Below are 25,910 nucleotides of genomic sequence, written 5' to 3'. Positions count from 1 at the left end.
TCGGCAGCTCTTATCCGATAGCGCGAGCCACTACTTCGCGAGCCGCATTTTGTACCTCGTGCAAGTGTTCTTCGCTAATAAAAGACTCTGCATAAATCTTGTAAACGTCTTCAGTACCAGACGGGCGCGCGGCAAACCATGCGTTCTTAGTTGTCACCTTCAACCCCCCAATGGGTGCTCCATCGCCAGGTGCGTTGACTAATTTGGCGGTAATCTCCTCGCCTGCAAGAGTGGTTGCGGTGACGTCATCTGCTGATAGAGCAGCCAGCTTTGTTTTCTCTTCTCGCGTAGCTACCTGATCCACCCGCGCATACCACGATTGGCCGAAACGCTCAGTTTGTTCGGCATGAAGCTGTGAAGGAGTTTTGCCCGTGACAGCGGTGATTTCGGCGGCTAAAAGCGCCAACAAAATACCGTCTTTATCGGTTGTCCAAACAGTCCCATCGTGACGTAGGAAGGAAGCCCCGGCAGATTCTTCCCCACCAAATCCAAGGGAAGAATCCAACAATCCTGAGACAAAGTACTTGAACCCGACAGGCACCTCGTATACCTCACGTCCAATTGCTGCCGAAACCCGGTCAATTAGGGAGGAGGACACCAAGGTCTTGCCTACCCGTGCGGTTTCTCCCCATCCAGGTCTGTTCTGAAACAAGTATTCGATCGCAACTGCAAGATAGTGATTCGGATTCATCAGTCCATCAGCTGTAACGATTCCATGTCGATCCGCATCAGCGTCATTGCCAGTTGCTATGACGAATCCTTCATCGTTGTCTTTCATTTGCTGGACCAGTGAAGCCATAGCATAGGGAGACGAACAATCCATGCGAATCTTGCCATCCCAATCGAGTGTCATGAATGACCATGTGGGATCCACTTTTGGATTCACTACTGCAAGATCCAGTCCATACCGCTCCGCGATAGCACCCCAATAGTCCACTGCTGCGCCCCCCAGAGGATCGGCAGCAATACGTACACCAGCCTCACGGATCGCATCAAAGTTGATGACAGACTCGAGGTCGTTGACATAAGCACTGAGGAAATCATAAAAATGAATATTTGCTAGGCCGCTGGGTTCAGACGTTGTTGCACGTGGAACAGAGCGCCAATCCCCTGCCATGATTTCATTTGCCCTCCGCGCAATCCACGTTGTTGCTTCGGAATCGGCTGGCCCTCCCGTTGGGGGGTTATATTTGAATCCACCATCGGTGGGAGGGTTATGACTGGGAGTGATGATGATTCCGTCGGCTAAGCCCGGTCCGCTGGTACGCAAATTATTGGGCGCCCCGTTTGCCCGCAATATCGCGTGGGAAACCGCTGGCGTGGGTGTCCATGACCGCCGCGAGTCAATCATCGTGAACACGCCAGCTTCTTCCAAAACCTCGATAGCGCTGCGCCATGCTGGCTCTGAAAGCGCATGAGGGTCGGCCCCGACAAAGAGGGGCCCGTCGTATCCCTGCATGCGCCGGTATTCGACAATCGCGGCAGTAGTCGAGACAATATGGGCCTCATTGAAGCTACCGTTGGTCGAGGTGCCACGATGCCCGGACGTTCCAAAGACGATGCGTTGGACTGGATCATTCACATCGGGAATTACGTCATAATATGCTGCAAGCAACGCATCAACGTCGATGAGGTCGCTTTCTTTGGCAAGTTTTCCAGCACGATCATGCATGAGGGTACCTCCTTGGGGCTTTGGTCATATCTTATGGCTTTTCGTGTGTACACGAGGGGTGAAGTCATTTGGTGAGCTACCCTTTTACTCATGGGTAAAGCTAATCGTCGCAAGAAAATGAATCCGGCTAAGAAAAAGACCACCAAAGCCCCGATTCCCTTTGTATCCCGCCCTTTTGAGGGCCTGGTCCGTGAGCCAGAGCTGGTTGCCATGCGTGAAATCATCCCAGCCGCCACCATGATTGCTCACACCAATGGGGACTATGGATCGGAAGAAATCACTTTTGTGACGTTGCTGCCCGATGGTGCTGGCGCGATGGTGAGAGCCGATGGTGCCATTTTGATCGGACTGCAGACTCGCTTCCACTCTGGCGACCTTTCTCACGACGCGGGAACAGCAATTGCCGCCGCCGTAGCCATGAAGCAACAGGGAGAGGACGGCGTGCCACAGTTCGATGTGCGCGACGCGGGACCGCGCCTCCAGGACGTATTAGTTAATGAGAACAGCGAACCTGGCATGGAACTGGTCGAGGACTTCTCTTACTGGTTCGACCCCACAGAAGAACGCGATGCCGACATTGAGAATGCTCTCGCTCAAAACCGCGAAGATATCGTTCCGACACAGAACATCCCGGGTGTCAAGCACATGTATTGGTGTTCTATGAACAATAACTTCGTCCGCTATGTTGTCGAGGCCGATGAAGATTCTCTCTATACTGCACTTGCCCGGTTGCAGGTAGCTGGACACGCTTCACTGGGAGAAGGGTCGCGGTTTGTCGGAGCCTTCCGCGCATGTGGAATAGGCATTCCCGTCTTTCAAGTTCCCGCTGAACTCACGGTAGACGATCTCGCCGAACCAGCGAAGCAACTCAGAGATGCCCTGAATAAGGCTTTGACCAGTACCGATTCACTGAACGAAGACGAACGGCGCGCCAGGGCTGGCATGGTCTCGCGGCAGGTCACCATTCGCTAGACTAAGCAGTGGCAAAAGGGAGATGCGGTGAGCGGAGACGATGAGTCCGTAAAGGGCCCACAGCGAGTTGCGGTCATCATCGCGTGCCGTGATGCTCGCACGTGCATCGCCTCAACTATTCGTGCATGTCGTGCCATTCCCGCTGTCGATTTAGTAGTCGTTGTTGACGATGGTTCTGAAGACAATACCGCACAAATTGCCAGGTCAGCTGGTGCAGTTGCTGTAAGACATTCTGTTTCTCGCGGTCGCGCATCCGCACTAGAAACAGGCATCAAGGTTGCAGCTATGAGGGATCGCGCCGACTGGCCGCCGCGCCTTCTTCTTTTCCTTGACCCTGATATCGGTGAGTCAGCTGTTGAAGCTAGTGCACTGGTAGAGGCAGTAATATCCGGATTAGCTGATTGTGCGATTGGTGTCCCAGTTACTCCGGGCAAACTGGATACCCCCAACCAGGTGGCACGCAAGGGACTTCGCAGAACTACCGGCTGGTATTCAACCCTACCCCTCTCTACACAACGCTGCCTCACCCGTGCAGCAGTCAATGCAGTGATGCCTTTCTCTTCTGGCTGGGGTGTTGATATTGGAATGACTATCGATCTCCTTGCCAAGGGGTTCACGTTGGTCGAGATCCCCTGCGACTTCCAACATATGATGGATCCCGTACACCGCCACGATGGCCGAAAAGGTACTCGATACGGTGACGTGTGGCTGACGGTCAACATGCGCAGGCTTGCCGGGACTCGCCTACCGCGCCCCCTTCGCACGCCCATTGAAGACCAAGGGCCCGGAATTCCATACACGATGCCGCGTTAAAGCTAAGTCGCCTACGCCCTGCGCGAATCCACCTCGCACCTAGGACCAAAGGGCGATAGGTTGGATGAGTCAGACCTATTTTGCTCATGAGAGGATCATTAAATGGCTGTCTACGTTCTTCCCGATCTCCCCTACGCATACGATGCGCTAGAACCGCACATTTCTGCGGAGATTATGGAACTCCACCACTCCAAGCATCATCAGGCATATGTTGATGGAGCCAACGCCGCCCTTGCAGCTCTCGAAGCTGCCCGCGAAGCTGGCGATCTTGCCGCAATCAACTTGCATGAGAAGAATCTTGCATTCCACCTAGGAGGGCATTCAAACCACTCCGTCTTCTGGAAGAACATGACTCCTGAGGCCAAGGCAGGCCCTGAAGGAGCATTGAAGGATGCTATTGACAAGTCTTTCGGTTCACTGGATAACTTCAAGAAACAGTTCACTGCCGCCGCCATGGGTCTGCAAGGCTCAGGATGGGCGGTTCTTGCCTATGACACCATTAGTGGCGGCCTAGTAACCTTCCAACTTTATGACCAGCAGGGGAATGTTCCTGTCGGTACCGTGCCACTACTGATGTTGGACATGTGGGAGCACGCCTTCTACCTCGACTACAAGAACGTAAAAGCCAAGTACGTTGAAGCATGGTGGAATGTCGTTAACTGGGATGACGTTGAAGCTCGCTATGACCGGGCTACTGCCAATTTCGGTTCGCTCCTTAGCTAGTTTCTCCTAGAACGCAGAATGTCCAGTTTGCGTGCAAACGTCTTTATAGACCGCACGCAAACTGGACATTTTATACATTAACTAAGTGCTACTCGGTACCCAACTTCTTATCAGCGGCATCGCGGGCCGAATCAATGTGCTCATCAAAGCGCCCACCAGTTACCTTCTTTGCCGCTTCCGATGCCTTATCAAGAAAGCCGTCGGAATAAGCTATTCGCGCCTTGCACTCACCCATACGGAATTTCATCTCCCATTAACCTAGACATGCAAGAATGACTATCTATGATGCGTTTGCTGTTCTTTGCCGTTCTCGGCGGTGCAATCTCTCTTAACATATTGGCAAGACTGTCCTCGGACATTTTTTCCATGGGCAACTGGTTTCACGATCGCTGCTGGCATTTTGCTGGTGCTTGTCATAGCGGCTGGAACAATCGGTAAGTCTGCTCATCAGCAGCAAGAAGCTGAGCGGGGGTGTCAGCTGGGCAGGTTCGTGCTGCATTGATACTCGAACGGCACCAAACAGGTACATACATTAATGAACAACCTGAAGTACTTTTCAATCTTTTGGTGGACGGCGACAACGGGATCCCCTTCAAAACTAGTACGAAGAAATTATCCCCCTCATTGATGCAGGCTTCTTCAATCCGGGCAGTATCATCGCGGTCTCGCATCAGGATGCTGAGTTCCGAAATGTGTATCTATTAGACTCGACCCCGCCCCATCCGCAAGGCTCTCTCACTAGCTCTGACGTATCGTCGGCTAAAGAATTACCTGAACGGTCTCATGGCTTTTTTGCCAGACACCACATGCGCCCAACATTGGCAGTTATCTTGATGGTTGCGGCGTTTCTGATAGGAGGCCTGGGTGCACCATTCCTTGTCAGCCCTCATGCGCTGGAGCACGTAAAACTCATCATCGAGGGGCGATCCAACGAAGCAATCACCCTCGATCACGACTATCTTTTCGAGGCGGAGCCTCTCCTCGATACATTCGCATCGATAGAAGAACAGCTTGGCAACAGCCAAGTATTCGACCTCCACATCTCGCAAATATGGATGCGAGCGACTATTCCTACTTCGGCCGACGCGGACACTGCGGATGTAATCTCCGTAGAAGATCAACGGGTTAACGACAGGCAACCGGCTTTGATTCAACCCAGCGATCCGTCCAGAGATAGGTTCAGTTTCAACGAAGTTGATTGGGGATCGGTGATTGCGCATATCCCAGAAGCTCAGAATGTTGCCACAGCAAAGGGCCTATCAGAACCCATACTTACAGCTATTCGAGTTCAGCGTGATTCTACTTCATTCGCCCGCATCCAGATTACCCTTACCTTCGATAATCCCTATGGAAACGTCAATGTTCGGTTGGATGCCAACGGAGAACTTTTGCCTATAGAGTATTTCGAGCAACTCCCAGAAACAGATCATCAGACATTGCGCTATTCGCAGGAACAATTCGAAAATGCACTATCTCAAATTGTCGAAACTACTGGAAGTGATCTGTCAACACGGGTCATCAATTATGGTGACCGGCTCCTGGTGAACTCGTATATCCCTTCAGGGGATTCTGGACCGTCTCTCACAGAGGTCGATTTCCGAGGCGGACGCATCGAAGACTCTCGCGTTCTCGACGGCGGAGCTCAGACTACACCAGATGCAATTTTCACTCTCGACGAGGTCACCTGGTCAACAGCCGATGCGAACATTGAATGTGCAACGCAAGAATTCGCAGCATTGGGAGCTTCTGAGCCTTCCGTCTCACGCATCATCATCGAGCGATCAATGGTAGGCATTGACGAGCCGCTAGCTCTCCTAGTGCGGATCTATGTCGACAGTCCCGATGGAATCAGCGGGTATGTAGAGTTCGCTCCTGATGGTTCGCTGCAGCGCGTGGCCGGTCCGTAGCTAATGGGATAAGAAAACCGCTGCCTGGGCGTTGTAGCAAATGCCTGGGCGGTATACGGCCCGGTGTACAGTTTTATGACCCCGTACGTGGGACAGGTTGGACTCACATTCCGACTTTTCGTTGGTATTTAGCCAACTATTTGGCGGTAGCGGTGGGATTTGAACCCACGGTGGCTGTGACACCACACAGCATTTCGAGTGCTGCACCTTCGGCCGCTCGGACACGCTACCTAACGCAGTCATGCTACACGGGGATACTAGATACCTCCAAGACGAGCAGGTATGGTGTTGCTCCCACTGATACGGCTTGGCAAAAATTGCGGGATCCGTTCGCATTCTGACCGCAACCTCCACTAGGTTAGTAATGTGAGCTTTCCATCGCCAGTACCGCAGGATCCGATACCGTCAAAATCGCCTCGTCAAAAGTATCGTTCCATCATGGCGCGTAGGCAGAGCATTATTTACGGTTTCGTCATCCTAGCGATGATTATTGCCTTAGCCTTGGCACTCTTGGGGCTCACGGGAATACTTCCGATGCCGTTTTCTGAAGAGTTCTCCAAGAAGACCACGTATGCTGAGGCGGGCGATACTCCTTGTCTAGTTGCTGCAACCACGCCTGTTGATCCAGAAGGTGCCAAGCTACAGATTCTTAATGCTTCTTCTCTATCAGGAGCAGCAGCAACGTTGTCTGACAGTCTTGCTACCTTGGGATATGAGAAAGGCCCCGTGGATAACGCAGCGCCTTTTAGGGGCACATTCATGATTGAGGCAGGACCCGCGGGTGTAGACGATGCGTATACTTTGGCTCGCTATTTCGATGAAAAAACTCGAATCAAATTCACGGATATACCGGGACGCACAATCACAATTACTATTGGTGAAAGCGCTGAAAAAATTCCCACTGCCGAAGAGATAGCAGAAATTGCCGCGACTAGTTCTCAACTCACTTCACTACCCGAATGCGTCGATGTGAGTCCTGAAGCTCTGGAAAAAGCACTCACTACAAATACAGAGCAATCTGGTTCACCTCAGTCTGACGGGCAGTCTGGTGAAGGTAGTCAGTCCTGACGCACATTCTTGCCAGGCCTGTTACGCACCATGGCACGTATGTACCCCACTGCGGCAACGATGTGAAACACCAAGCCAATCGCCAAAACTACATAGCTGGCTTCTCTCACTGAAGGGGAATCAAGTGCCGCCGCTAGAATCATCCCCGGTAATGCGAAAAGAAGCAGCGCTGTCCGTACCTTTCCTACGAAGGATACGGCGATATTGGGGGGTCCATGGAATAAGAACCACGTGGTTGCCGCAACAATCGCATCAACACCAGCAATGACACAAACAACCCACCACGGTACTAGCCCGGCAAAGACTAGACCAAGAGCAATGAACACAACGGATATGCGATCAGCGACAACATCCATGTATTTACCAAGTTCAGATTGCTGGTTGAGAGCGCGAGCAAGATAGCCATCCAACCAGTCTGTCGCTCCCAAAAAGAACAAAGCTACCAATGTCCATGCGTAGCGATGCGTTGCAAGCAAATACAGTGAAAGTGGAAGTAGAATTACTAATCGGCTTACTGAAAGGACATTAGGAATGGTGAAGACATTGTCTTTCACCTGCATCTGAGTCATGCCATCGATTCTATCTACCTCAAGCTGACAAGACGAAAGCCCTCGGAGAAAAAGGAGCCACATGGACAATGGCTTGACAATCTCAGTCCACAACCTCACGAAGAAGTATGGCTCGTTTGCGGCTGTAAATAACTTCTCGTTCGAGGCCCTTCCCGGTCGCATTACGGGCTTCTTGGGGCCTAACGGGGCCGGTAAAACGACGACGCTTCGTATACTGCTTGGCCTGGCAGCCCCCACGCATGGCCAGGCATTGATCGGAGGGAAACGCTATGCCGATTTTCTTTCCCCAGGACATGTCGTTGGAGCAAGCCTCGACTCGCATTCTTTTCATCCGGGCCGCACTGCCCGCAACCACCTTCGGATTCTTGCGGCCGCGGAAGGAACGTCGTACTCCCGCATCGACGAAGTTCTGGACAAGGTGGGGCTACGCGATTTCGCAGATCGACGGGTAGGAACCTACTCGTTAGGCATGCGACAGCGACTGGGCCTCGCCGGAGCTCTTCTATCTGACCCGTCCGTTTTGGTACTGGACGAGCCAGCAAATGGGTTGGATCCAGAAGGAATACGATGGATGCGAGATCTCTTGAACTTTTTAGCAGGCCAGGGGGCAACCGTTCTTCTCAGCTCACACCTATTATCTGAGATTCAACAGATAGCAGATCACATTGTCATCATTAACCACGGACAACTAGTAGCCGCGGGAAGCCTCAGTGAGATTGAGGCGATGGGAAGTAAGCATGTGTCAGTTGATTCCCCTCATCGCACTGATCTACATGTAGCGTTGCGAAATGCGCAACTAGATGTTCGTGAAACGCCGGATGGATTAGAAGTGTCAAATTCAGATCCCACTACTGTGGGGACGATAGCATTCCAAGCTGGGCTGCCTCTGTCCCACCTCAGTGCCGATGAAGACGGACTAGAAGATGTATTCCTAGGTCTAGTTGGAGGGCGACGATGAAGGCACTACGCTCCGAGTTTCTCAAGACTTTTACCACACGAACGTGGTGGATTTTAGCACTCCTCATGGCCCTCTACGTGGCTTTTACGGCTACAATTTTGGCTTTTGCGTTCTCTGGAATCGCCGGTCTTGCCAGCGAAGAACTAGTTTTCTTAGACTCTTCAGATACAGCCCGTTCAGTCTACTCTACGGCCCTATCCGTAGGATACGTTTTTCCGCTGTTAGTCGGAGCTCTGGCCGTGACGGGCGAGTTTAGGCACCATACTATTGTTCCCACTTTCCTCACCATTGCACGACGAGGAACTGCTCTAGGCGCCAAACTGATTTCCCAGTGCATCATTGGGTTCTTATTCGGATTGATTGCATTCGGCAGCACGATCATCGCGGCACTTATCATCCTGACTGCGAATGGACACACTACAGGTTTGGGCGAAGTGGAAACATGGTTAATGATCCTCCGGGGTGTGGTGGCTATGGGAATATGGGCAATGATAGGAGTCGGACTGGGTAGCCTGGTTCCTAACCAAGCAGCAGTTCTGGTGATTGCCATCGCTTTCACGCAGTTCCTTGAACCAATACTGCGGATGGTAGCAATGTTCTCCCCCGTTTCGGCAAAGATCGGTTCTTTCTTACCTGGCGCCGCCTCTGATGCGTTCTGCGGAAGTTCCGCTTTTTCGGTAATGCAAATGGGCTCATCGTCTTTGCAATGGTGGGCAGGTTGCTTGGTGTTACTGGCCTACGCCGGTGTATTTGCAGCTCTTGGCTACCTGCTGCGGTGGCGCCGCGATGTGGACTAGCCCAGTATCTTCTCTATCCATGCGCGGGCGCTAGCAAAATCCTCATCTGTGGTTCCTGGACGGATATTTGGCCGTACTCCGTCCACTCTCGGATAGGATCCCAAGAACTTTACTTCCGGACAGGTCCGGTGAAGCCCAACCAGCGCGGCCTGAATCCGTTCTTCACGCACGTGTCCCTCAATGTCTATAGAGAAAGAGTAGGAACCGAGTCCATTCCCACTGGGCCTAGACTCAATGCGAGACAGGTTCACGCCTCGGGCACTGAATTGTTCCAACATCGTCAGCAGTGCGCCAGCTTCGTTGTCGGGTAAGCGTACTTGCACAGTTGTCTTGTCAGCGCCCGTTGCAGGGGGAATGTCCCCTTCACGGGAGACCATAACGAAACGGGTGACAGCTCCGGGATTATCTGCCACGTCATCTGCCAGCACTTCCAGCTCGAAAAGCTTTGCTGATGGTTTTGAACAGAGAACTGCTTGAAAGGGAACGTCCTCAACCGATGTTAATATTTCGGGAGCTGCTGCCGTCGAGGCAGTTGGCACATGGATAACATTGGGATAGTGTGCTTCAACCCAGTGGCGACACTGAGCCCACGCGTGTGGGTGCGTGCCCACTGCGTGAATATCTTCCTGTTTCGTCCCTGGCAACACCCCAAAAGCAAAGGCAACAGGAACCAGCATTTCAGCAACAATAACCAAGGAACTTCCATGTGAAAGCTCGTCAATAGTGGCATTGACCCCACCTTCGACCGAGTTTTCGATAGGAACCACTGCTCTGTCGGCTTCACCTCGTCGAACGGCAGCTAATGCTTGTCCGACTGACGGCATAGGAAGTAGGTCACTGCGAGTAGGGGCAACTTGCCAGACAGCTTGTTCACAAAACGTTCCAAACGGTCCCAAAAACGCAATCTTCATCCGTTCACCTGCAGGTGCAGGTCCGGGAAGGTTAGTGGGAACCGCTCGATCAACCATATTCATTCCTTTGTCTCAGGTCGTATTATTATCACCGCTGCCTGCGATTCGTCTAATTGCAAGCCGTGATGCGATACAGGCGGGCAGTATCGCCCTCGGCGACAAGCTCTAACCCATCGGCAGGGTTGACGTTGTACAAGCCGGGGGTGCGCTCAGACCGGAGAGTCTGGTAGTAGTATCCGTCTTCGTCAGAATAGAAATGAGTGACACCAAGCCTCTTGACTGCTTCGCAAACTTGTGGGTTTGTCGCCAGATCTTTGAAAGACTGACGCAGCAGGGTCTGGTCATCTGTAAGTCCACTGAGTGTCAGCTGTGGGAAGACAACCTTTCTTTGTCCTATCACCTGCGCATAAACTGACCCATTTTGCGGGTCTCCTAATATGACGGCATCGGCTGGAAGGATCTCATCCAGCGAACGCAACATGTCGAGTTCACCTTGCGTTGCCATACCGGGCTTACCCAAACGCTGTGGATCATACACACTAGCAAAAGCGTGTGCCCGCGCTGAAAGGCCCAAACCACCTGAAACCGCAACAACAACCACAGCGGTTACGGCGCCCACTATAGGACGCGTTACCCTTTGAGAAATGCTCGCAACGTTATCGACAACCCAGGCAAATCCTAAAGCCGCTAGAGGAACCATCGAGAGATTCTGCGGTTCCATGATGCGACGGGCGTCAAGGAACCATGGCGCAACAATGAACTCTCTAAAGGCGGAGTCCGGTCCATATGCGATAAGAACCAAGCCCGCAAAAACCAGGAAAGACATGAGCGGCCATAGCCGTATCGACTTATTGCGACCGTAGGCAGAGGCGTAGTAGAAGAGCGCCAAAATCATGAGAATAGCAACGGTCGCCAACCACAGTGTCAGTGAGATGCTGCGCCCATAGGGCGGAGTGGGGGTGAGGAACGTACCTAACGCGACTGCCCACGATTGGCCTGGACGCGGATAGTCCCCCATGTTCCGCACTTCTGCGGTGTTGAAGAGGAACAACACCGCAGCTACACCGAGCGCAAAAGTGGCAGGCCATATAGGTACTGCCCACCATCTCTTCCGCCGATAATCAATCCGGGTCAGTTGGATGAGTCCAGCAATGATTGCCGGCGCTAATAGGAAGAGGAGGTTGAATCCGATGACTGGGTGGGCTCGAATACCCCCGAGACATCCAAGAAGGAGAACTGACGGCCATGCTATCCACTCTGTTGCGGAGAGGACTTTGCGTCCTCCCCACACACGGACAGCTTTCCGACCAAGCCAGACAAGATATGCGGCAATTCCTGGCATCAGTGCGACAGAGGTTGCGTTGGGCCACTGACTGTATGCGCCAAGCGCGTCAGCTGGCATACTGAGCATCCCCGCAGCAAGAAGAGGCGCTATCGTCCAGGCTATCCGGGAGCTGAAGAGTACCCGGGTATACACACCGGCTCCCACAACCCACAGCAGCATCAACGCCAGTGTAGACGCATTAGCGGCGAAAAGGACGGTCTTCTGCGTGGCAAAGAGTGCGACAAAAATGTGCCACCCTGGAGGGTACTCGCTAGCTGCCCTGGCAGCATAGTTAGGAGCTAAGGCCGTGTCCCAACCCGCATCTCCAGTGCCGATGATGGACCACACGCCATTCATGTGAAAAGACGGGTCCCATTGTTGAATCGGATTATCCGCAGGCGCAACACTTATCCACGGTAGGGCCGCTATGAGCCACGCTAATGCGACGACGCACCAGAATTGCCATCCCATAGCACGCTCGGCATGTCGCTTTTGCCGTCGAAACACCCATAGTGCCGCCACCGTTGAAATAGCAAGAAGCGGTAGGACACTAAGACCCGACCAAGCTATCCCTAGGAGGTGATACACCTCGCCCAGAACACTGAGGAAAATTATCACCAAGGCTGGTGAAAGAGCAGTGGCGATTCCAGGCGGAATGCGTACGGCACGCAACCAAAAATACGCAGGTGCCCACGCGGCCAGTGCCATTGCACTGGCTAAAAGGAAAAGAAGTAGCCAGTCCACTCAGTCTTCCTCGACAACTACATCCACATCAACTGTTTCTTCCTGAGGTTCCCGCGCTTTCCGACGTTTGTGTAGTACATATTCCACCACCATCGGAATTACGGAAACCAGCACGATGAGGATAACAATGATTTCCAGGTTGTCATGGACGAAGTCGATTCCACCCAAAGCCGCGCCAGCCCATGTGATGCCTGCTCCCCACACTAGGGCCCCCAAAGTGTTAAAAAAAAGGAATTTTCCATAGGGGAGGCGTGCGGCTCCCGCAGCCAGGGGAACAAAGGTGCGAACGAAAGGCACAAATCGTCCTAAGACGAGTGCTCGACCGCCATACCGCGCAAAGAATTTCTCGGCCTGGTCTAAGTATTGAGTTTTGAGTATTCGCGCATCAGGTTTAAAGAGTCGCCTTCCCCATCGCCTCCCGATCCAGTACCCCACTTGAGCACCGAGGAACGCCGTCACTAAAATAGTGATGATGAGCACCCACATGTTGATTCCCAGTTGGGTATGCAATAACCCGGCCGCGAAGATCAGAGAGTCACCCGGAAGTACCGGAAAGAGAACTCCGGATTCGACGAATACAATGATTGCCACTCCCACAAGAACCCATGGGCCCATGGCGATCAGTAGTTGTTCAGGATCACGGAACCATTCGATCAGTTGACCAAAGCCGCCTTCAGTGAATATCGCGTTCATTTTCTCCTCTGGTACCCCTGGAAGCCTAGCGCAAGAAACCTCGTACTTGTGAGTGCACCGATAGAATGAGCGTGTGGAAAGTGATCCGGCACGGGAAGATCGAGAAGTTGAGGTGTTACGAAAACACCGTCTGAAAGGTCCCGTTTTAGTCGCCGATCATCTCCCTACCCGCCTGAGGCGGCCAGAAGACCTCTTGGAAGCCCTTTTCGCGCTATGCGGCATACTTTTGGTCATACTGGTTGGGCTCTACGCACATTCCACAACACAAGGTGTGGCAGAGGATGTGCGCGAGGCGTTGGGGGGCATCGTCCGCCAAATTCTGCGAATGCCGGTCACCGTCATTGAAAGCTTCTTCGTTATCGTCTCTCCTGCTGCGGTACTGATTTCTTTGGCGCGTAAAGGACGCTACCGCTCAATGGTCAATGCCATCACCACGGGAGCTATCGCTGCCATCACTGGGTGGATTTTAGTTATGGCAATTCCTCATCTGCCAAGCGTGTTGGTGGATTCACTGCTAGTTCGTACCCCTACTGGTGGGGTTATATCCCTTGATGTTGTCATCACCGTTTTAGCGGCCGCGCTCACCGTAGCTGCCGATGCAAGCCAAAGTAGCGCAGTGCGATTTTCTTGGGTGGGAATATGGTTTCTCCTCATTGTGAGCCTCATTTGGGGTACTGCAACTGTGCCGGGAATGGTCGTCACAGTGTTACTGGGCCGGATGATTGGCTGTCTTGCCCGCTGGGGTTTCGGCTTTGACGATCGCCGGGCACTGCCAGCTGACCTGGTGCAGGGAATCCTCGATATGGGCCTTTCCCCTTCGCAAATAATTCGTGCGGATGTCGCTACCGACGTTGAGCCACTTGAATCATGGGAAGTGTTTGAAAATGACGATGCTACTTCAGCGCCCGCAAGCCGGGTTGCACCTCGCCTGCTGACCCGACCAATAGAGACAAGCGCGATCGACAGTTACGAAATGGCACCGCCATGGGGCCACCGCATTGACCGCAACTATCGCCTGTGGACGACTGACGGTCGTGAATTAGAGCTGCACGTAATGGATCCCGGTAGTGCCCTCACATCTACCTTGGGAGATCTGTGGAATAACATAAGGCTCAGGGGCTTTACCCGTTGGATTTCTCCAGCGATTCTCGCTAGTGCAGAAAGAGCCGTTTTAGCTGCGAAAACAGCAGCGGAAGCAGAGGTGAAAACACCCCGGCCTTTAGGAATCGCACGTGCCGGAGACTCGGTAGTAGTCGCATGGGAGTCGACTCCCCTCCTCGCCGACCTCTTAGCATTACACGATGCGCAAGCTCATATACCCGACCACTTCCTGGCACAAGCGTGGCTCCAGCTACTCGATGCTCACTCACGCGGTGTCGCACATAGAAATCTTGATGTCCATTCACTAGGTGTCGACGCACAAGGCCGCCTATGGATATTAGATTGGCATGAGGGAGAAGTAGCCTCCACTGATCTGAGTAGACAAATCGATTGTGCTCAGATGCTGGCACATCTTTCATTGGCGGTGGGAACTGAACGTGCATTAGCCTCAGCAATGGATTTTTTCTCTGCTTCAGAACTCACGGCTATTGCTGTTGTCATGCAGTCAGCAATTATGCCACCAGAGATTCGCCGTCGATTACGAAAAACAGACATACTCGACAACCTACGTTCATCTGTGGCTCAGGAAGCCGATGTCTCTGCAGAAGACATGGCACCTGCAAAGCTTGTACGGTTTGCACCTCGTACACTGATTCTCTTTGCTGTGGGAGCCTTTGCCCTCTTCGCGGTGGTCGGCTCTTTGAATTTCACAGAAATAATAGAAGCAGTCAAGGGAGCTAATCCGTGGTGGATCCTTGTGGCATTTCTCCTCAGCACTCTCATATGGCTGGGATCAGCCATACCTCTGGTGGCTTTTGCGCCCGTCAAACTTCCATTCTGGCGAACTACGCTTGTTCAGATTGCCGCATCCATCGTCAGTTTGGTTGCACCTGCCGGAATAGGCCCCGCCGCTATGAACCTGCGCTACTTAACCAAAGAAAAGGTGAAGCTCCCGGTAGCTGTTGCCTCCGTCACCTTAGTACAAATCTCGCAGGTCATCACCTCGGTATTCCTACTAGTCGTCATAGCTGCATCTACGGGCACTTCGGTAAATCTGCCGATTCCCTCCATCATGACTGTATGGATCGTAGCCGCTGTCGGAGCTGGTCTAGCTGGCTTGCTGGCAATCACGAAGATTCGAACCTCGCTATGGACAAAAGCCCGCGATATTTGGGAACAAATCCGCCCCCAACTCTTGTGGCTGATTGGACACCCTCAAGACTTAGCCAAAGCCTTCTTCGGGAACGTCTTGATGAACGTAGGCTTTATAGGAGCGTTTGCTGCGTCCTTGGCAGCTTTTGATTATGACCTCAGTATTCTCACGGTGACAATCACCTTCTTGCTTTCCAACACCGTGGGCTCTGCCATTCCCTCTCCGGGCGGCATCGGAACCACCGAAGCTGCCCTCACTGCGGGTCTCCAGGTGGCCGGAGTTCCACCCGCCATAGCGGTCCCAACCGTACTGCTCTACCGGCTTCTCACTTTCTACGGTCGCGTTCCATTCGCATGGATTGCCCTCCATTTTGTTCAAAAGAAGGGCTATGTCTGAGACAATCAGAACATGAGTATTGAACTTCCCTCGGCTTTCGCTCAGGTTGCCCCTCACACCACTATCCTTGACCCCTTCGACGCCCCTCAGCTGCGTTGGGGAATTCTTGGTGCTGGTGGTATTGCGCGGACTTTTGCCCGCGACGTTCCTGCACACAGCTCACAGATTATTTCTGCTGTTGGGTCACGCGATCTCTCACGTGCTGAACAATTCGCTGCAGAAATGGGTGTTGAACATGCGTTTGGATCCTATGAAGACCTTGTTGCCAGTGATCTGGTCGACGCCATCTATATCGCAACACCCCACATACGTCACCGCGATGATGCACTGTTAGCTTTGCGTGCTGGGAAGCCGGTCTTGGTTGAAAAAGCCTTCGCAATGACACTGAAAGAGGCGGAAGAAGTCTTCACTGAGGCGCAGACACAGGGACTCTTTGCTATGGAAGCTATGTGGAGTCGTCATCTGCCACACTATCGTTTTATTGCCGCGGCTGTAGCAGCTGGGATTGGCGGCGATGTCGTCTCCGTTCATGCGGACCATGGACAGTCTCTCCGCCATGTCCCCAGGCTCATGGAAGCCTCACTGGGCGGAGGATCTCTCCATGATCTTGGCGTCTACTCCCTCCATTTTTCCCAATTTGTTTTGGGGCGTCCCCAAGAGATTCAGGCCCTTACCCGGCCTACATCCACGGGAGTAACTGCGGCAGAGATGGTCGTAGGTAAATACCCCACGGCACTCAGTCTGGCCTCGTCAAACCTCGATGGGCGTAGTGCTACTTCAGGATCGATCACCTTTGAGAACTTCTCCATTGAGATGCCTACCCAGTTTTACAGGCCCACAGAAGTAGTTCTACGTACCTACCCTGAGGGAGCCGACCACTTCCATGGAGAGGTTCACCGTTGGGATGCAACTGTGCCGGGAGGCTTCCAATATCAAGTTGCTGAAGCCGCGCGATGCATACGCGCAGGTATGACGGAATCTCCTGTCGTTCCTTGGCAAGCAACACTGGACGTCATGTGGATGATGGATCAAGTCTCCACACATAGGTGAAATAGGGGATTTCAACGATGTCTTCTGGCCCATAGCCAAGGTGCTCAAGCAAATACCACCTGAGGTTCTCTTGCATTTTGGCGCGGGTAGCATCTTTGGCGCGTAGGTACGATGCGCGAGTGCGCGCCAAGAGCAGCACTTCATCGACACGAAGATTTTGCACCCATGCAACTGGTTGCAAGAAGGTTGATACAAACCTCGGTAACTGTGGTGGACGGTCAGGCCGGTACACATCACCTGATCGCATAATCCGCGTCAGCCTGTGCACCCACGCTTGGGATACATCCATCTGATTGGCGATAACGATTCCATACCCGCCATCTCGGAGGATTCGGTTCGTCTCAACCGAAGCCGCATGAGGATCGATCCAGTGGAAGGATTGTGCCCAGACAACGCGATCACATGATTGCCGAGGCAACTGTGTATCCTCAGCTGTTGCGCCTGAAACTACTACTTGTTGTGGAATCTCAGGCCAGCTACTGCGCATTTCTTCGGAGGGCTCTATCGCAATAATCTGAGAGTGCGGCAGAGCTTGCGCAGCTGCTATAGAAAAACGTCCTGTGCCAGCACCTACGTCAGCGATGACACGAGGATCCCCCTCCAGCGCCAGACTCACAGCCTGCGCTGGATAAGGGGGCCTAATTGCTTCATACCCCTGCGCTGCACCCGGCGCAGCGTAAGGGTTTAGATCTCTCAAGAAATCTTGACGATTTCAGCAGCCTGCAGACCTTTAGGTCCTTCTTGAACGGTAAATTCAACACGCTGATCCTCAACAAGGGTTCGACGTCCTGAACCCTGAATGTTTGAGAAGTGAGCAAAAAGGTCATCCCCACCATCGTCTGGGGTGATGAAGCCGTAACCTTTTTCGTCGTTGAACCATTTGACTACGCCTGTTGCCATGTGTGTTTCCTTGGGTGGTTATTGCAAATCATTCGGCAATGCCGAGCAGTATTCTTGTCTCTTGCGCCCGAATGATAACCACCCGAGTTGGCAACTGACCTGAAAACTACATGGCTATATTAGCTCAGAATCTCGCCAATCAATTTCTGCATCTGCCGCAATTGCTCCTGTATTTCTGGTTTTTGCAATTGCCGATGGACTTCTTCTTGATGTTGAGGGGCAAACTCTTCAACTACTTGTGCCCCATTTTCTGTTAGTCGGCAATGGACACCTCGACGGTCAGAATCGCAGGTGAAACGGGTAACAAACCCTCTGTCTTCCAGGCGGTTTACCATGTGTGTCAAACGTGATCTAGACAGGGCTGCACTATGCGCTAATGCCGACATTCTCAGGCGATTATCTGGTGCGTCAAACAGCTTTAGAAGAATCTCAAACTCTGGAAGTGAAAGGTCAGTACTTTCAGTAATTGATGGTCCTAGTTCCGCCTGTATTTCTAGGTCAAGAGTGTGGAGATAAAACCACAAACGCAATGTTGGCTGTGCGTCACGTGTCCCGCATGTTGTCTCTGGCATCTGTGTCCCCTCTCATATGTCAAGTCTTCACTTCGACTTGCACGACTATAGTCCCATGTTTATAGTTGAACCGTCAATTAGTTAGTTTAGGTTTCAATCACTGGAGTAATAATGGCAGTTTACGTAGTAGATCAATCGCATTCAACCGTAGGATTCACCGTTCGCCATGCAGGCATCGGCAAAACTCGCGGACACTTCAATGTCTTCGAAGGCACCATCGATGTTCCCCAAGCCGACACGTGGGAAGGGGCATCCGCAAAAGGCACCATCGATGCAACCTCAGTCGACACCAAGAACGTCGATCGCGACAATCACCTGCGAAGCGCTGATTTCTTCGATGTCGAACAGTTCCCAGAGTGGACATTCGAGAGCACCGCAGTTAAGGGTGGCCGCGAGCAGTTCACCCTAGAGGGAAATCTGACGATTCATGGCGTAACCCAACCTGTTTCTCTGGATGTTTCTTTCGAGGGAGAAGCAACCGACCCCTTCGGTGCAGAACGCATCGCTTTCGAAGCAACCACCACCATTAGCCGCAAGTCATACGGTCTCACATGGAACGCAGCCCTAGAAGCTGGTGGCGTTTTGGTGGGCGACAAAGTGGCAATCACTTTGGAGATCGAAGCCGTCAAACAAGCTTAAGTTCTTTCATCCACCCCCGTCAGGTGCGTGTTATTCGTCTGTTTTGGTATCCGATAACGGACACATAACACGCACCTGCCAGTAGGGGGCTTTGGTGAGTTTTAGGATATGAGGTATGGATTTACATTTACCTCCCGTACCCAAGCCTGTCGCGGCATATACACCAGCCCTCGTGATCGGCAACACCGTTCGCACCTCCGGCCAACTCCCTTTTCACGAAGGTGAACTGGTATCCCGGGGACACTTGGGAGACACAGTATCCATTGAACAGGGAAAAGAGGCAGCTCAAGTAGCAGCACTCAACGCAGTCGCCGCGGCCGCAGAAGTGGCGGGCGGCCTCGAAAACCTAAAGAGCGTCATCAAGGTCACCGGATTTGTCGCCTCCACTCCGGACTTCACAGATCATCCCGCGGTCATCAACGGCGCTTCTGAATTCTTAGAAAAGGTCTTCGGTGGGAAACACATTCGTTCCGCCGTTGGCGTTGCAGCATTGCCGCTGGAAGCCAGCGTTGAAATCGAAGTTGAGTTCGCACTCTGAATTCTGGCATTGCCTGGGCGTGAGCTAGTCCGAACTCTGAGTGGAAATTCCCCCTCTTCTGATTTTGTAGGACTACGGCTATCTCCTTGTAGTTACTCTCTCATTCGCACGGGCGAGTGTCGGGTTTTTACCGGTTTACGAGGCGAACAATGGTAAAAACCAGACACTCGAAGGAACCATCACTCTTCCAATGTTGATTACGTGAGCATCACACGAAACATCAGTTGAGGATTCTCCTTATCAGTGCAGCAGCCGGGGCGTTGTGGTAAGTGCCTGTGCGGTATGCGGCCCGGTGTACAGTTTTATGACCCCGTACGTGGGAATAGGGGGTTATCCCACCCGGGTCGGCAACGAGCTGAGAATACTATTCACAGATTCTTTAGCGTCACCAAAAAGCATCTTGGTATTCTCTTTGAAAAAGAGGGGGTTTTGTACTCCAGCATATCCGGTCGCCATTGATCGTTTGAAGACAATAACGCTGCCAGCTTCCCACACTTTCAGCACCGGCATACCTGCAATAGGCGATCCCGGTTCTTCTGCTGCAGGATTCACCGTATCGTTGGCCCCAATGACCAGTACGGCATCGTAGTCAGCCATATCGTCGTTGACCTCGTCCATCTCCTTGACGATGTCATAAGGGACCTTCGCCTCGGCCAGAAGAACATTCATATGGCCTGGAAGACGGCCAGCTACTGGGTGGATACCAAATTCCACATCTACCCCACGATCGCGCAATGCTTGAGTCAGCTCAGCGACCGGATATTGGGCCTGCGCGACGGCCATACCGTATCCGGGAGTAATCATCACTTTGCGCGCATTGGCCAGTAAGTCAGCAACTCCTGCGGCATCAATTTCTTGGTGCTCTCCCTGTTCACCGTCACTAGCAACTACTGCAGAATCGGAACCAAACCCACCCAAAATAACTGAAATAAATGAGCGGTTCATTGCCTTACACATAATGTATGACAGATACGCGCCAGAGGAACCCACAAGAGCACCAGTGATGATGAGTAGATCGTTGTTGAGCATGAAGCCGGCTGCGGCTGCTGCCCAGCCAGAGTAGCTGTTGAGCATAGACACGACGACAGGCATGTCGCCACCGCCAATTGCCGCCACCAAATGCCACCCAAGGAGCAGCGCGACAACAGTCATGATAATCAAAGGTATCCATGCGCTACTGCTTTCACCTGCAAGGATAAACCACACCATACAAGCAAGTGAGACAAGGATTGCGCCCAAATTAATCCAGTTTCTTCCTGGAAGCGTGAGGGGGGCCCCAGAGATCCTGGCTGATAGTTTCAGGTAGGCGACAATTGACCCGGTGAAGGTAACTGCGCCAATGAAAATCCCTAGATACACCTCGCCCAAATGAAATCCACCCAGGAGATGTGCTTGCTCATCGGGAGCGAGAAAAGAGTTGAATCCCACCAGCACCGCTGCCAAGCCAACGAAACTGTGTAACAACGCAATGAGCTGCGGCATTCCGGTCATTTCAACCTTGCCCGCCCGCCACAGTCCAATTGCGGCGCCAATAAGCATCGCCACTGCTATGAGTAGCAAGGTCACTAGTGCTCCGCGGTCAGGACTTCCCACCAATGTGAGAACTAAAGTCGCGACGAGCGCCAGTCCCATACCGACGATTCCGAAGAGATTGCCGCGGCGCGCCGTTGTGTGCGAAGACAGACCCGAAAGCGCTAGTACGAAAAGGACAGCTGCCACCAAGTAGGCGAGCAAGACACCATGTTCTATCCATTGCATATCGATCACGCTTTCTGGAACATACTGAGCATGCGGGCAGTGACTCTAAACCCGCCGAAGATATTGATGGATGCGACAACAATTGCGATAAAGCTCAGTATTGTCACCCAGATATTATCTGAGCCTATCTGCAAGATTGCCCCGACCAGGATAATGCCGGAGATCGCATTAGTCACCGACATAAGTGGGGTGTGCAATGAATGTGTCACATTGGTAATGACATAGAACCCGACGATGATCGCTAAGGCCAACACCATGTAGTGAGAAATGGCCTGGGTGGGTGTGACCATCACCAACGCACCTAGAACAACTGCCGCCAGTCCCATCCACCACAGGCGCTTGCTGCCAGTATTCTGTTCTTCTGGGGCGTCTTGAGTTTCTGCGGGGGCTTGTACCGGTGCGGCCGAAACCTGTACTGGAGGAGGCGGCCACAAGATTCCGCCATCCGTTGTCACTGTGATCCCCCGAACGATCTCGTCATCAAGATCAAGAACCAGATCACCATTCTTCTGTGGGGTCATCAATTTCAGAAGATTGACAATATTTTGCGCATAAAGTTGGGATGATTGCGCGGGAAGCTGTCCCGCCAGGTCCAACGGTCCGTTGATAAGAACTCCATTGGGGGTCACATATTTTTCCCCTGGCTTCGTCTCCGTCGTGTTTCCGCCATTGGCCGCAGCCATATCGACAATGACCGACCCGGGTTTCATCGCGGCAATAGCCGCCTCATCCAGAAGAATCGGAGACTTTCTACCCGGCACGTTGGCGGTTGTCACAACGATATCGGCTTGCGCGGCCTGTTCGGCATAGAGCGCGTTGGCGGCTGCAGCTTCCTCAGCTGTCAGAGCGCGTGCATATCCGTCTTTTGACACCTCTGTGCGCCCAGGAAGGGGAACAAAACGTGCTCCCATCGACTCCACTTGTTCAGCTACTTCTGGGCGGACATCCGAGGCATACACTTCTGCGCCCATTGCGCTGGCAGCACCGATTGCCGCCAAGCCGGCAACGCCCGCACCGATCACGTAGACCCTAGCTGGCGGCATCTTCCCCGCAGCGGTTACCTGACCAGTAAACAACCTGCCAAAATCGTGGGCCGCCTCGATAATCGCGCGGTTACCCGCAACATTTGCCTGAGACGAGAGAACATCCATCGCCTGCGCACGAGAAATACGTGGAACCGTGTCCATGGCCAGCGCAGTAATCTTGCGCTGCGCCAGATCGTCAAGAAGCTCTGGATGACGAGCCGGCGCCAAACGAGCAATCAGCGTCGCCCCCTCACGCATCACGTCCAAGTCCCGAGTTGAAGGTGCGTCTAAAGAAAGAACTACATCCGCTTTCCATACTTGCTCATGGTCAACGAGCTGTGCTTGTGCATCTTCGTAATGACTGTCAGGAAAAGACGCCTTCGCCCCTGCGCCAACCTCAACACACACTTCATAGCCAAGCTTTATGAGCTTTCGAACAGTGTCAGGGGTTGCCGCCACCAAGGGCTGATTAGGGCGTTCTAGGGGAACACCAATTCGCATAGAAACTCCTTCGTTGCGACTGCCTCCACTATCTTAGAGCACTGTTGAGAACAAATTTGCCGCGGTCCATCGGGTCTGAGGTCCTATCTGCGCATTGATCGGAGATAACAAAAGAAGACCGCAAGGATGTTGCTTGGCAAAACCCCGGAAATAGTCATAAAGACCTTACGAAATATCATCCTTGGTTTGGTTTTATGACTCTGTGATGCACATTTGGTAGACTCTCGATGTGCCACGGGGGCCCCGCACGGGGCTGAGAGGGGACATTCGTCCCAACCGTAGAACCTGATCCGGTCAATACCGGCGGAGGAACGGCCACTTTCCTGTGCGCACTAGGTATCGCAGAGGAGATCAACATGGCGAAAGCCACACAATTCACACTCAAGTGGCGTGTCGTAGACATGGTCACTGCAGCGGTCCTGGGCGTAGCATGCGGCGTAATTTTCGTGATCTGGAATCAGATTGGATACGCCGCTTTTTCTGCCCTTGACGCGCTCACACCAGGAGTAGGCGGTCTAGTATCCGGCATATGGTTTATGGGTGGACCGCTAGGAATGCTCATTATTCGCAAACCTGGGGCCGCGATCTTCGTGGAAACGGTTGCCGCAATCGTATCAATGGCGATTGGCTCTCAGTGGGGATTAGAGACTGTACTTTCTGGTTTTATCCAAGGATTAGGAGCTGAGCTTATTTTTGCCCTCTTCCTCTATCGCAGTTTCGGAGTACTCACAGCAGCTCTTTCGGGAGCTGGAGCTGGACTGGCAGCAATGGTGTTAGAGCTATTTACTTCAGGAAACCTGGCCAAAGGTTTTCTTTTCAACGGTATTTACTGGAGCTGCTCGATCATTTCAGGCATCGTCTTGGCGGGACTCCTATCGTGGGCACTCACCCGGGCTCTTGCAAAAACTGGGGTCCTCGATAGATTCGCTTCTGGACGAGAGTTGCGCGCCCGAATATGACGATAACGGCAACCACAACCGTGGTAGCTGAAGACTGGGGTTGGCGTCATGCGGGACGCACCGCATGGGCGGTCCGTGACGCCAACTTCCAGGTTGCTCCCGGTGAACGCATCCTTATAGTGGGCCCTTCAGGGTCTGGCAAGTCAACTCTCCTGTCAGGACTAGCGGGACTATTGGGCGAAGAAGAGGGCGAGGCTGCGGGCAGTCTCAAGGTCGGAGACCAGGGTTCTCCACGCGGTCTGGTTGGACTGGTACAACAGGACCCCGACTCCCAAATTGTCATGGCAACTATCGGAGACGAAGTTGCTTTTGGATGTGAAAATCTTGGGGTACCAACAGAGGAAATATGGTCTCGCGTTGAGAGTGCGCTCAATCAAGTCGGTCTACTTCTTCCCCTCGATCACCCCACTGACAAGCTCTCAGGAGGACAAAAACAACGTCTTGCTTTGGCAGCAGCGTTGGCCATGCACCCGCAAGTGCTACTGCTCGACGAACCCACTGCAAATCTCGATCCCGACGGCGTATTTTTGGTTCGCGAAGCGATTTCCCGCATAGCTGCTACAGGTATCACTGTCATCATGGTCGAGCATCGGGTCGAAGCCTGGTCGGATTTGATGGATCGCATGATCGTGATGGAAGAGGGAAAAATTGTCGCCGATGGACCCACGCACCAGGTGCTCAGTGCACGTCGGGAGGTATTGGCGGAAGCCGGAGTATGGGTACCTGGAGTTCCTTTACCTTTTTCTACCTGCTCACCCCGTTCTGGGCCAATAGTCCTGAGGGCTCATGGGGTGAGTATCGGCTATGACACTGTTGTGCGAAGTAATGTAACGCTGGATCTATCCGAAGGAGTCTCCACCTGCATTACTGGAGCAAATGGAACTGGAAAAACCACTCTTGCATTGACTCTTGCTGGGTTATTACCAACAAAAGCTGGGGCTATTGATCTCGATGGAAGTGACCCTGCTTCGTGGGACGCACCTCGTCTCGCAAGAACCATTGGGATGGTATTTCAAGAACCGTCGTATCAGTTTCTTACTCAAACCGTACGGGCCGAACTCGAATTAGGTGGCGCTGCGGCCGATCGCGTGGATCACTTCTTAGAAGTGCTGCGACTTTCTCATCTTCAGCAGGCTCACCCTCTCAGTCTTTCTGGAGGTGAAAAGCGACGTCTATCAGTTGCCACCGCACTCATTCGGTCACCTCGCATTGTGATTTTGGACGAACCTACTTTTGGCCAAGACCGCAATACCTGGATTGCTTTGGTGGCTTTGATCCGCACGATTGCCTCTGAAGGCACAACGGTCATTTGCGTAACGCATGATGAATCCTTTATCGCTGCTATTGGAGAGAGCATCGTCGAACTGGGCCCACGTCCTGCGCACACTATCCCTGAAAGGAAGGTGCACTACAGTCCTTTACGAGGTTTCAATCCCCTGGTCCAAATAGTCGCCTTGGCCGTCCTCACTGTTCCGCTGCTTTTCACCATCGATATCGTGAGTGCAGCAGTGGCTCTCGGATTGGAACTTCTTATTTTGCCATTGCTTGGTTGGGGTCCAACGCGTCTCATCCGTAGAGTCTGGCCCCTTCTTACGGCGGCGCCCTTAGCCGCATTTTCGATGCTGCTATATGCCAAGGCTTCAGGGGCAATCATATGGAGTTGGGGACCGATGGTAGTTTCCGAAAACTCCATCGAGTTGGCAACAGCGATCGCGCTGCGCGTCTTAGCTGTGGGGATCCCTGCTCTGTGTCTTCTTTCCGATCTCGATGCCACTGAAACCGCGGATTCTCTTATGCAAATCGGACACCTGCCTGCTGCACTTGTTTTGGCAACTTTGGCGGGGATTCGTTTGGTAAGCCTCATGCTTTCTGATTGGGACGCTCTCAAACGCGCCCGACGCTCACGAGGGGTTACGGAGAAGAGTCGCCTTCGAGGTTTCTTTCTAGGCGCCTTCTCACTTTTTGCATTTGCCCTTCGCCGGGCGGGCACATTGTCAGCAACCATGGAGGCTCGGGGATTCGGAGCGCCTATTCGTCGCAGCTATGCAAGGGAATCGACTGTGACAAGGAGCGATGCCGTGATGGTTCTTGTCGCGCTTGCATTTGTGACAACAGCTCTCCTCGCTTCAATAGCCTCCGGGCATTTTCGCTGGTTTGGAGTGTAGTA

24 protein-coding genes, 1 tRNA gene and 1 riboswitch are annotated in these 25,910 nt (G+C 52.9%); of the genes, 13 read left to right on the top strand and 12 right to left on the bottom strand.

Annotated features, from left to right (window positions below; translation table 11 throughout):
* Positions 1-10: 10 nt before the first annotated feature.
* Positions 11-1,672, bottom strand: a complete 1,662-nt coding sequence (pgm, locus tag FYJ24_RS06780; RefSeq protein ID WP_154544841.1) for a phosphoglucomutase (alpha-D-glucose-1,6-bisphosphate-dependent) — start codon at positions 1,670-1,672, stop codon at positions 11-13.
* Positions 1,673-1,762: 90 nt separating this feature from the next.
* Here pgm and FYJ24_RS06775 point away from each other — a divergent pair, with 90 nt between their 5' ends.
* The 3 genes from FYJ24_RS06775 to FYJ24_RS06765 all read left to right on the top strand — a co-directional run bounded on the left by FYJ24_RS06775 (position 1,763) and on the right by FYJ24_RS06765 (position 4,180).
* Entirely contained in the window at positions 1,763-2,644 is an 882-nt protein-coding gene (locus FYJ24_RS06775) for a DUF5926 family protein (RefSeq protein ID WP_154544839.1), read from the top strand.
* A 27-nt stretch (positions 2,645-2,671) separates the two neighbouring features.
* A complete protein-coding gene (locus FYJ24_RS06770; RefSeq protein WP_318656575.1) occupies positions 2,672-3,457 on the top strand; it encodes a glycosyltransferase family 2 protein in 786 nt (261 codons plus the stop codon).
* Positions 3,458-3,559: 102 nt separating this feature from the next.
* Positions 3,560-4,180, top strand: a complete 621-nt coding sequence (locus FYJ24_RS06765) for a superoxide dismutase (protein WP_154544837.1) — start codon at positions 3,560-3,562, stop codon at positions 4,178-4,180.
* A gap of 88 nt (positions 4,181-4,268) precedes the next feature.
* On the opposite strand, the gene FYJ24_RS06760 is transcribed toward FYJ24_RS06765, so the two are convergent.
* Entirely contained in the window at positions 4,269-4,415 is a 147-nt protein-coding gene (locus FYJ24_RS06760; RefSeq protein ID WP_225872050.1) for an antitoxin, read from the bottom strand.
* A gap of 457 nt (positions 4,416-4,872) precedes the next feature.
* Here FYJ24_RS06760 and FYJ24_RS06755 point away from each other — a divergent pair, with 457 nt between their 5' ends.
* Positions 4,873-6,087 (top strand): hypothetical protein, encoded by a 1,215-nt coding sequence (locus FYJ24_RS06755; RefSeq protein WP_154544834.1) that lies wholly within the window; start codon positions 4,873-4,875, stop codon positions 6,085-6,087.
* A gap of 141 nt (positions 6,088-6,228) precedes the next feature.
* Here FYJ24_RS06755 and FYJ24_RS06750 read toward each other — a convergent pair.
* A tRNA-Ser gene (locus FYJ24_RS06750) sits at positions 6,229-6,318 on the bottom strand.
* A 207-nt stretch (positions 6,319-6,525) separates the two neighbouring features.
* On the opposite strand from FYJ24_RS06750, the gene FYJ24_RS06745 reads away from it, so the two are divergent.
* The gene (locus tag FYJ24_RS06745) at positions 6,526-7,155 is read left to right on the top strand and encodes a LytR C-terminal domain-containing protein (RefSeq protein WP_206192563.1); all 630 of its coding nucleotides are present in this window, start codon (positions 6,526-6,528) and stop codon (positions 7,153-7,155) included.
* Here the strand turns inward: FYJ24_RS06745 and FYJ24_RS06740 are convergent.
* On the bottom strand, positions 7,146-7,724 hold the full coding sequence (locus tag FYJ24_RS06740) for a CDP-alcohol phosphatidyltransferase family protein (protein ID WP_206192562.1): 579 nt from the start codon (positions 7,722-7,724) through the stop codon (positions 7,146-7,148). The genes FYJ24_RS06745 and FYJ24_RS06740 overlap by 10 nt on opposite strands.
* Positions 7,725-7,785: 61 nt before the next feature.
* Between FYJ24_RS06740 and FYJ24_RS06735 the strand changes: the two genes are divergently transcribed.
* Both FYJ24_RS06735 and FYJ24_RS06730 read left to right on the top strand, forming a co-directional pair.
* Complete coding sequence (locus FYJ24_RS06735; RefSeq protein WP_154544831.1) at positions 7,786-8,682, top strand: ABC transporter ATP-binding protein; 897 nt, start codon at positions 7,786-7,788, stop codon at positions 8,680-8,682.
* Positions 8,679-9,479, top strand: a complete 801-nt coding sequence (locus FYJ24_RS06730; RefSeq protein ID WP_154544830.1) for an ABC transporter permease subunit — start codon at positions 8,679-8,681, stop codon at positions 9,477-9,479. The genes FYJ24_RS06735 and FYJ24_RS06730 overlap by 4 nt, the downstream gene beginning before the upstream one ends.
* Here FYJ24_RS06730 and pheA read toward each other — a convergent pair.
* Genes pheA through FYJ24_RS06715 form a run of 3 tightly spaced genes read right to left on the bottom strand, consistent with a single transcriptional unit; the run spans position 9,476 to position 13,151 of the window.
* Complete coding sequence (gene pheA, locus FYJ24_RS06725; protein WP_154544829.1) at positions 9,476-10,447, bottom strand: prephenate dehydratase; 972 nt, start codon at positions 10,445-10,447, stop codon at positions 9,476-9,478. The genes FYJ24_RS06730 and pheA overlap by 4 nt on opposite strands.
* Before the next feature lie 52 nt (positions 10,448-10,499).
* Positions 10,500-12,458, bottom strand: coding sequence for a DUF6541 family protein (locus FYJ24_RS06720; RefSeq protein ID WP_154544828.1), 1,959 nt, complete (start codon positions 12,456-12,458; stop codon positions 10,500-10,502).
* Positions 12,459-13,151: a DedA family protein gene (locus FYJ24_RS06715; protein WP_154544827.1), complete on the bottom strand. Its 693-nt coding sequence runs from the start codon at positions 13,149-13,151 to the stop codon at positions 12,459-12,461.
* 73 nt (positions 13,152-13,224) lie between these two features.
* Between FYJ24_RS06715 and FYJ24_RS13400 the strand changes: the two genes are divergently transcribed.
* Both FYJ24_RS13400 and FYJ24_RS06705 read left to right on the top strand, forming a co-directional pair.
* Entirely contained in the window at positions 13,225-15,801 is a 2,577-nt protein-coding gene (locus FYJ24_RS13400; protein ID WP_154544826.1) for a lysylphosphatidylglycerol synthase transmembrane domain-containing protein, read from the top strand.
* 12 nt (positions 15,802-15,813) lie between these two features.
* Entirely contained in the window at positions 15,814-16,851 is a 1,038-nt protein-coding gene (locus FYJ24_RS06705; RefSeq protein ID WP_154544824.1) for a Gfo/Idh/MocA family protein, read from the top strand.
* Here FYJ24_RS06705 and FYJ24_RS06700 read toward each other — a convergent pair.
* From FYJ24_RS06700 to FYJ24_RS06690, 3 genes are all read right to left on the bottom strand, one after another.
* Entirely contained in the window at positions 16,814-17,548 is a 735-nt protein-coding gene (locus tag FYJ24_RS06700; RefSeq protein ID WP_154544822.1) for a class I SAM-dependent methyltransferase, read from the bottom strand. The genes FYJ24_RS06705 and FYJ24_RS06700 overlap by 38 nt on opposite strands.
* The gene (locus tag FYJ24_RS06695; protein ID WP_154544820.1) at positions 17,545-17,751 is read right to left on the bottom strand and encodes a cold-shock protein; all 207 of its coding nucleotides are present in this window, start codon (positions 17,749-17,751) and stop codon (positions 17,545-17,547) included. Before FYJ24_RS06695 ends, FYJ24_RS06700 begins: the two co-directional genes overlap by 4 nt.
* A gap of 119 nt (positions 17,752-17,870) precedes the next feature.
* A complete protein-coding gene (locus tag FYJ24_RS06690; protein ID WP_154544818.1) occupies positions 17,871-18,323 on the bottom strand; it encodes a MarR family winged helix-turn-helix transcriptional regulator in 453 nt (150 codons plus the stop codon).
* 111 nt (positions 18,324-18,434) lie between these two features.
* Here FYJ24_RS06690 and FYJ24_RS06685 point away from each other — a divergent pair, with 111 nt between their 5' ends.
* Positions 18,435-18,962, top strand: coding sequence for a YceI family protein (locus tag FYJ24_RS06685; RefSeq protein WP_154544816.1), 528 nt, complete (start codon positions 18,435-18,437; stop codon positions 18,960-18,962).
* A 115-nt stretch (positions 18,963-19,077) separates the two neighbouring features.
* Entirely contained in the window at positions 19,078-19,500 is a 423-nt protein-coding gene (locus FYJ24_RS06680; protein ID WP_154544814.1) for a RidA family protein, read from the top strand.
* Positions 19,501-19,830: 330 nt separating this feature from the next.
* Here the strand turns inward: FYJ24_RS06680 and pntB are convergent, their stop codons facing one another.
* Positions 19,831-21,258, bottom strand: coding sequence for a Re/Si-specific NAD(P)(+) transhydrogenase subunit beta (gene pntB, locus FYJ24_RS06675; RefSeq protein ID WP_154545017.1), 1,428 nt, complete (start codon positions 21,256-21,258; stop codon positions 19,831-19,833).
* A gap of 5 nt (positions 21,259-21,263) precedes the next feature.
* Positions 21,264-22,784, bottom strand: coding sequence for a Re/Si-specific NAD(P)(+) transhydrogenase subunit alpha (locus FYJ24_RS06670; RefSeq protein ID WP_154544812.1), 1,521 nt, complete (start codon positions 22,782-22,784; stop codon positions 21,264-21,266).
* Positions 22,785-23,009: 225 nt separating this feature from the next.
* Positions 23,010-23,113, top strand: a riboswitch (TPP riboswitch).
* Positions 23,114-23,140: 27 nt separating this feature from the next.
* Here FYJ24_RS06670 and FYJ24_RS06665 point away from each other — a divergent pair.
* Complete coding sequence (locus FYJ24_RS06665) at positions 23,141-23,743, top strand: ECF transporter S component (protein ID WP_154544810.1); 603 nt, start codon at positions 23,141-23,143, stop codon at positions 23,741-23,743.
* A complete protein-coding gene (locus tag FYJ24_RS06660) occupies positions 23,740-25,908 on the top strand; it encodes an ATP-binding cassette domain-containing protein (protein ID WP_154544808.1) in 2,169 nt (722 codons plus the stop codon). The genes FYJ24_RS06665 and FYJ24_RS06660 overlap by 4 nt, the downstream gene beginning before the upstream one ends.
* The last annotated feature ends 2 nt before the right edge of the window (positions 25,909-25,910 follow it).

This window comes from Scrofimicrobium canadense (assembly GCF_009696615.1).
GTDB classification, from domain to species: domain Bacteria; phylum Actinomycetota; class Actinomycetes; order Actinomycetales; family Actinomycetaceae; genus Scrofimicrobium; species Scrofimicrobium canadense.
This window is presented reverse-complemented; position numbering and strand designations above follow the sequence as displayed.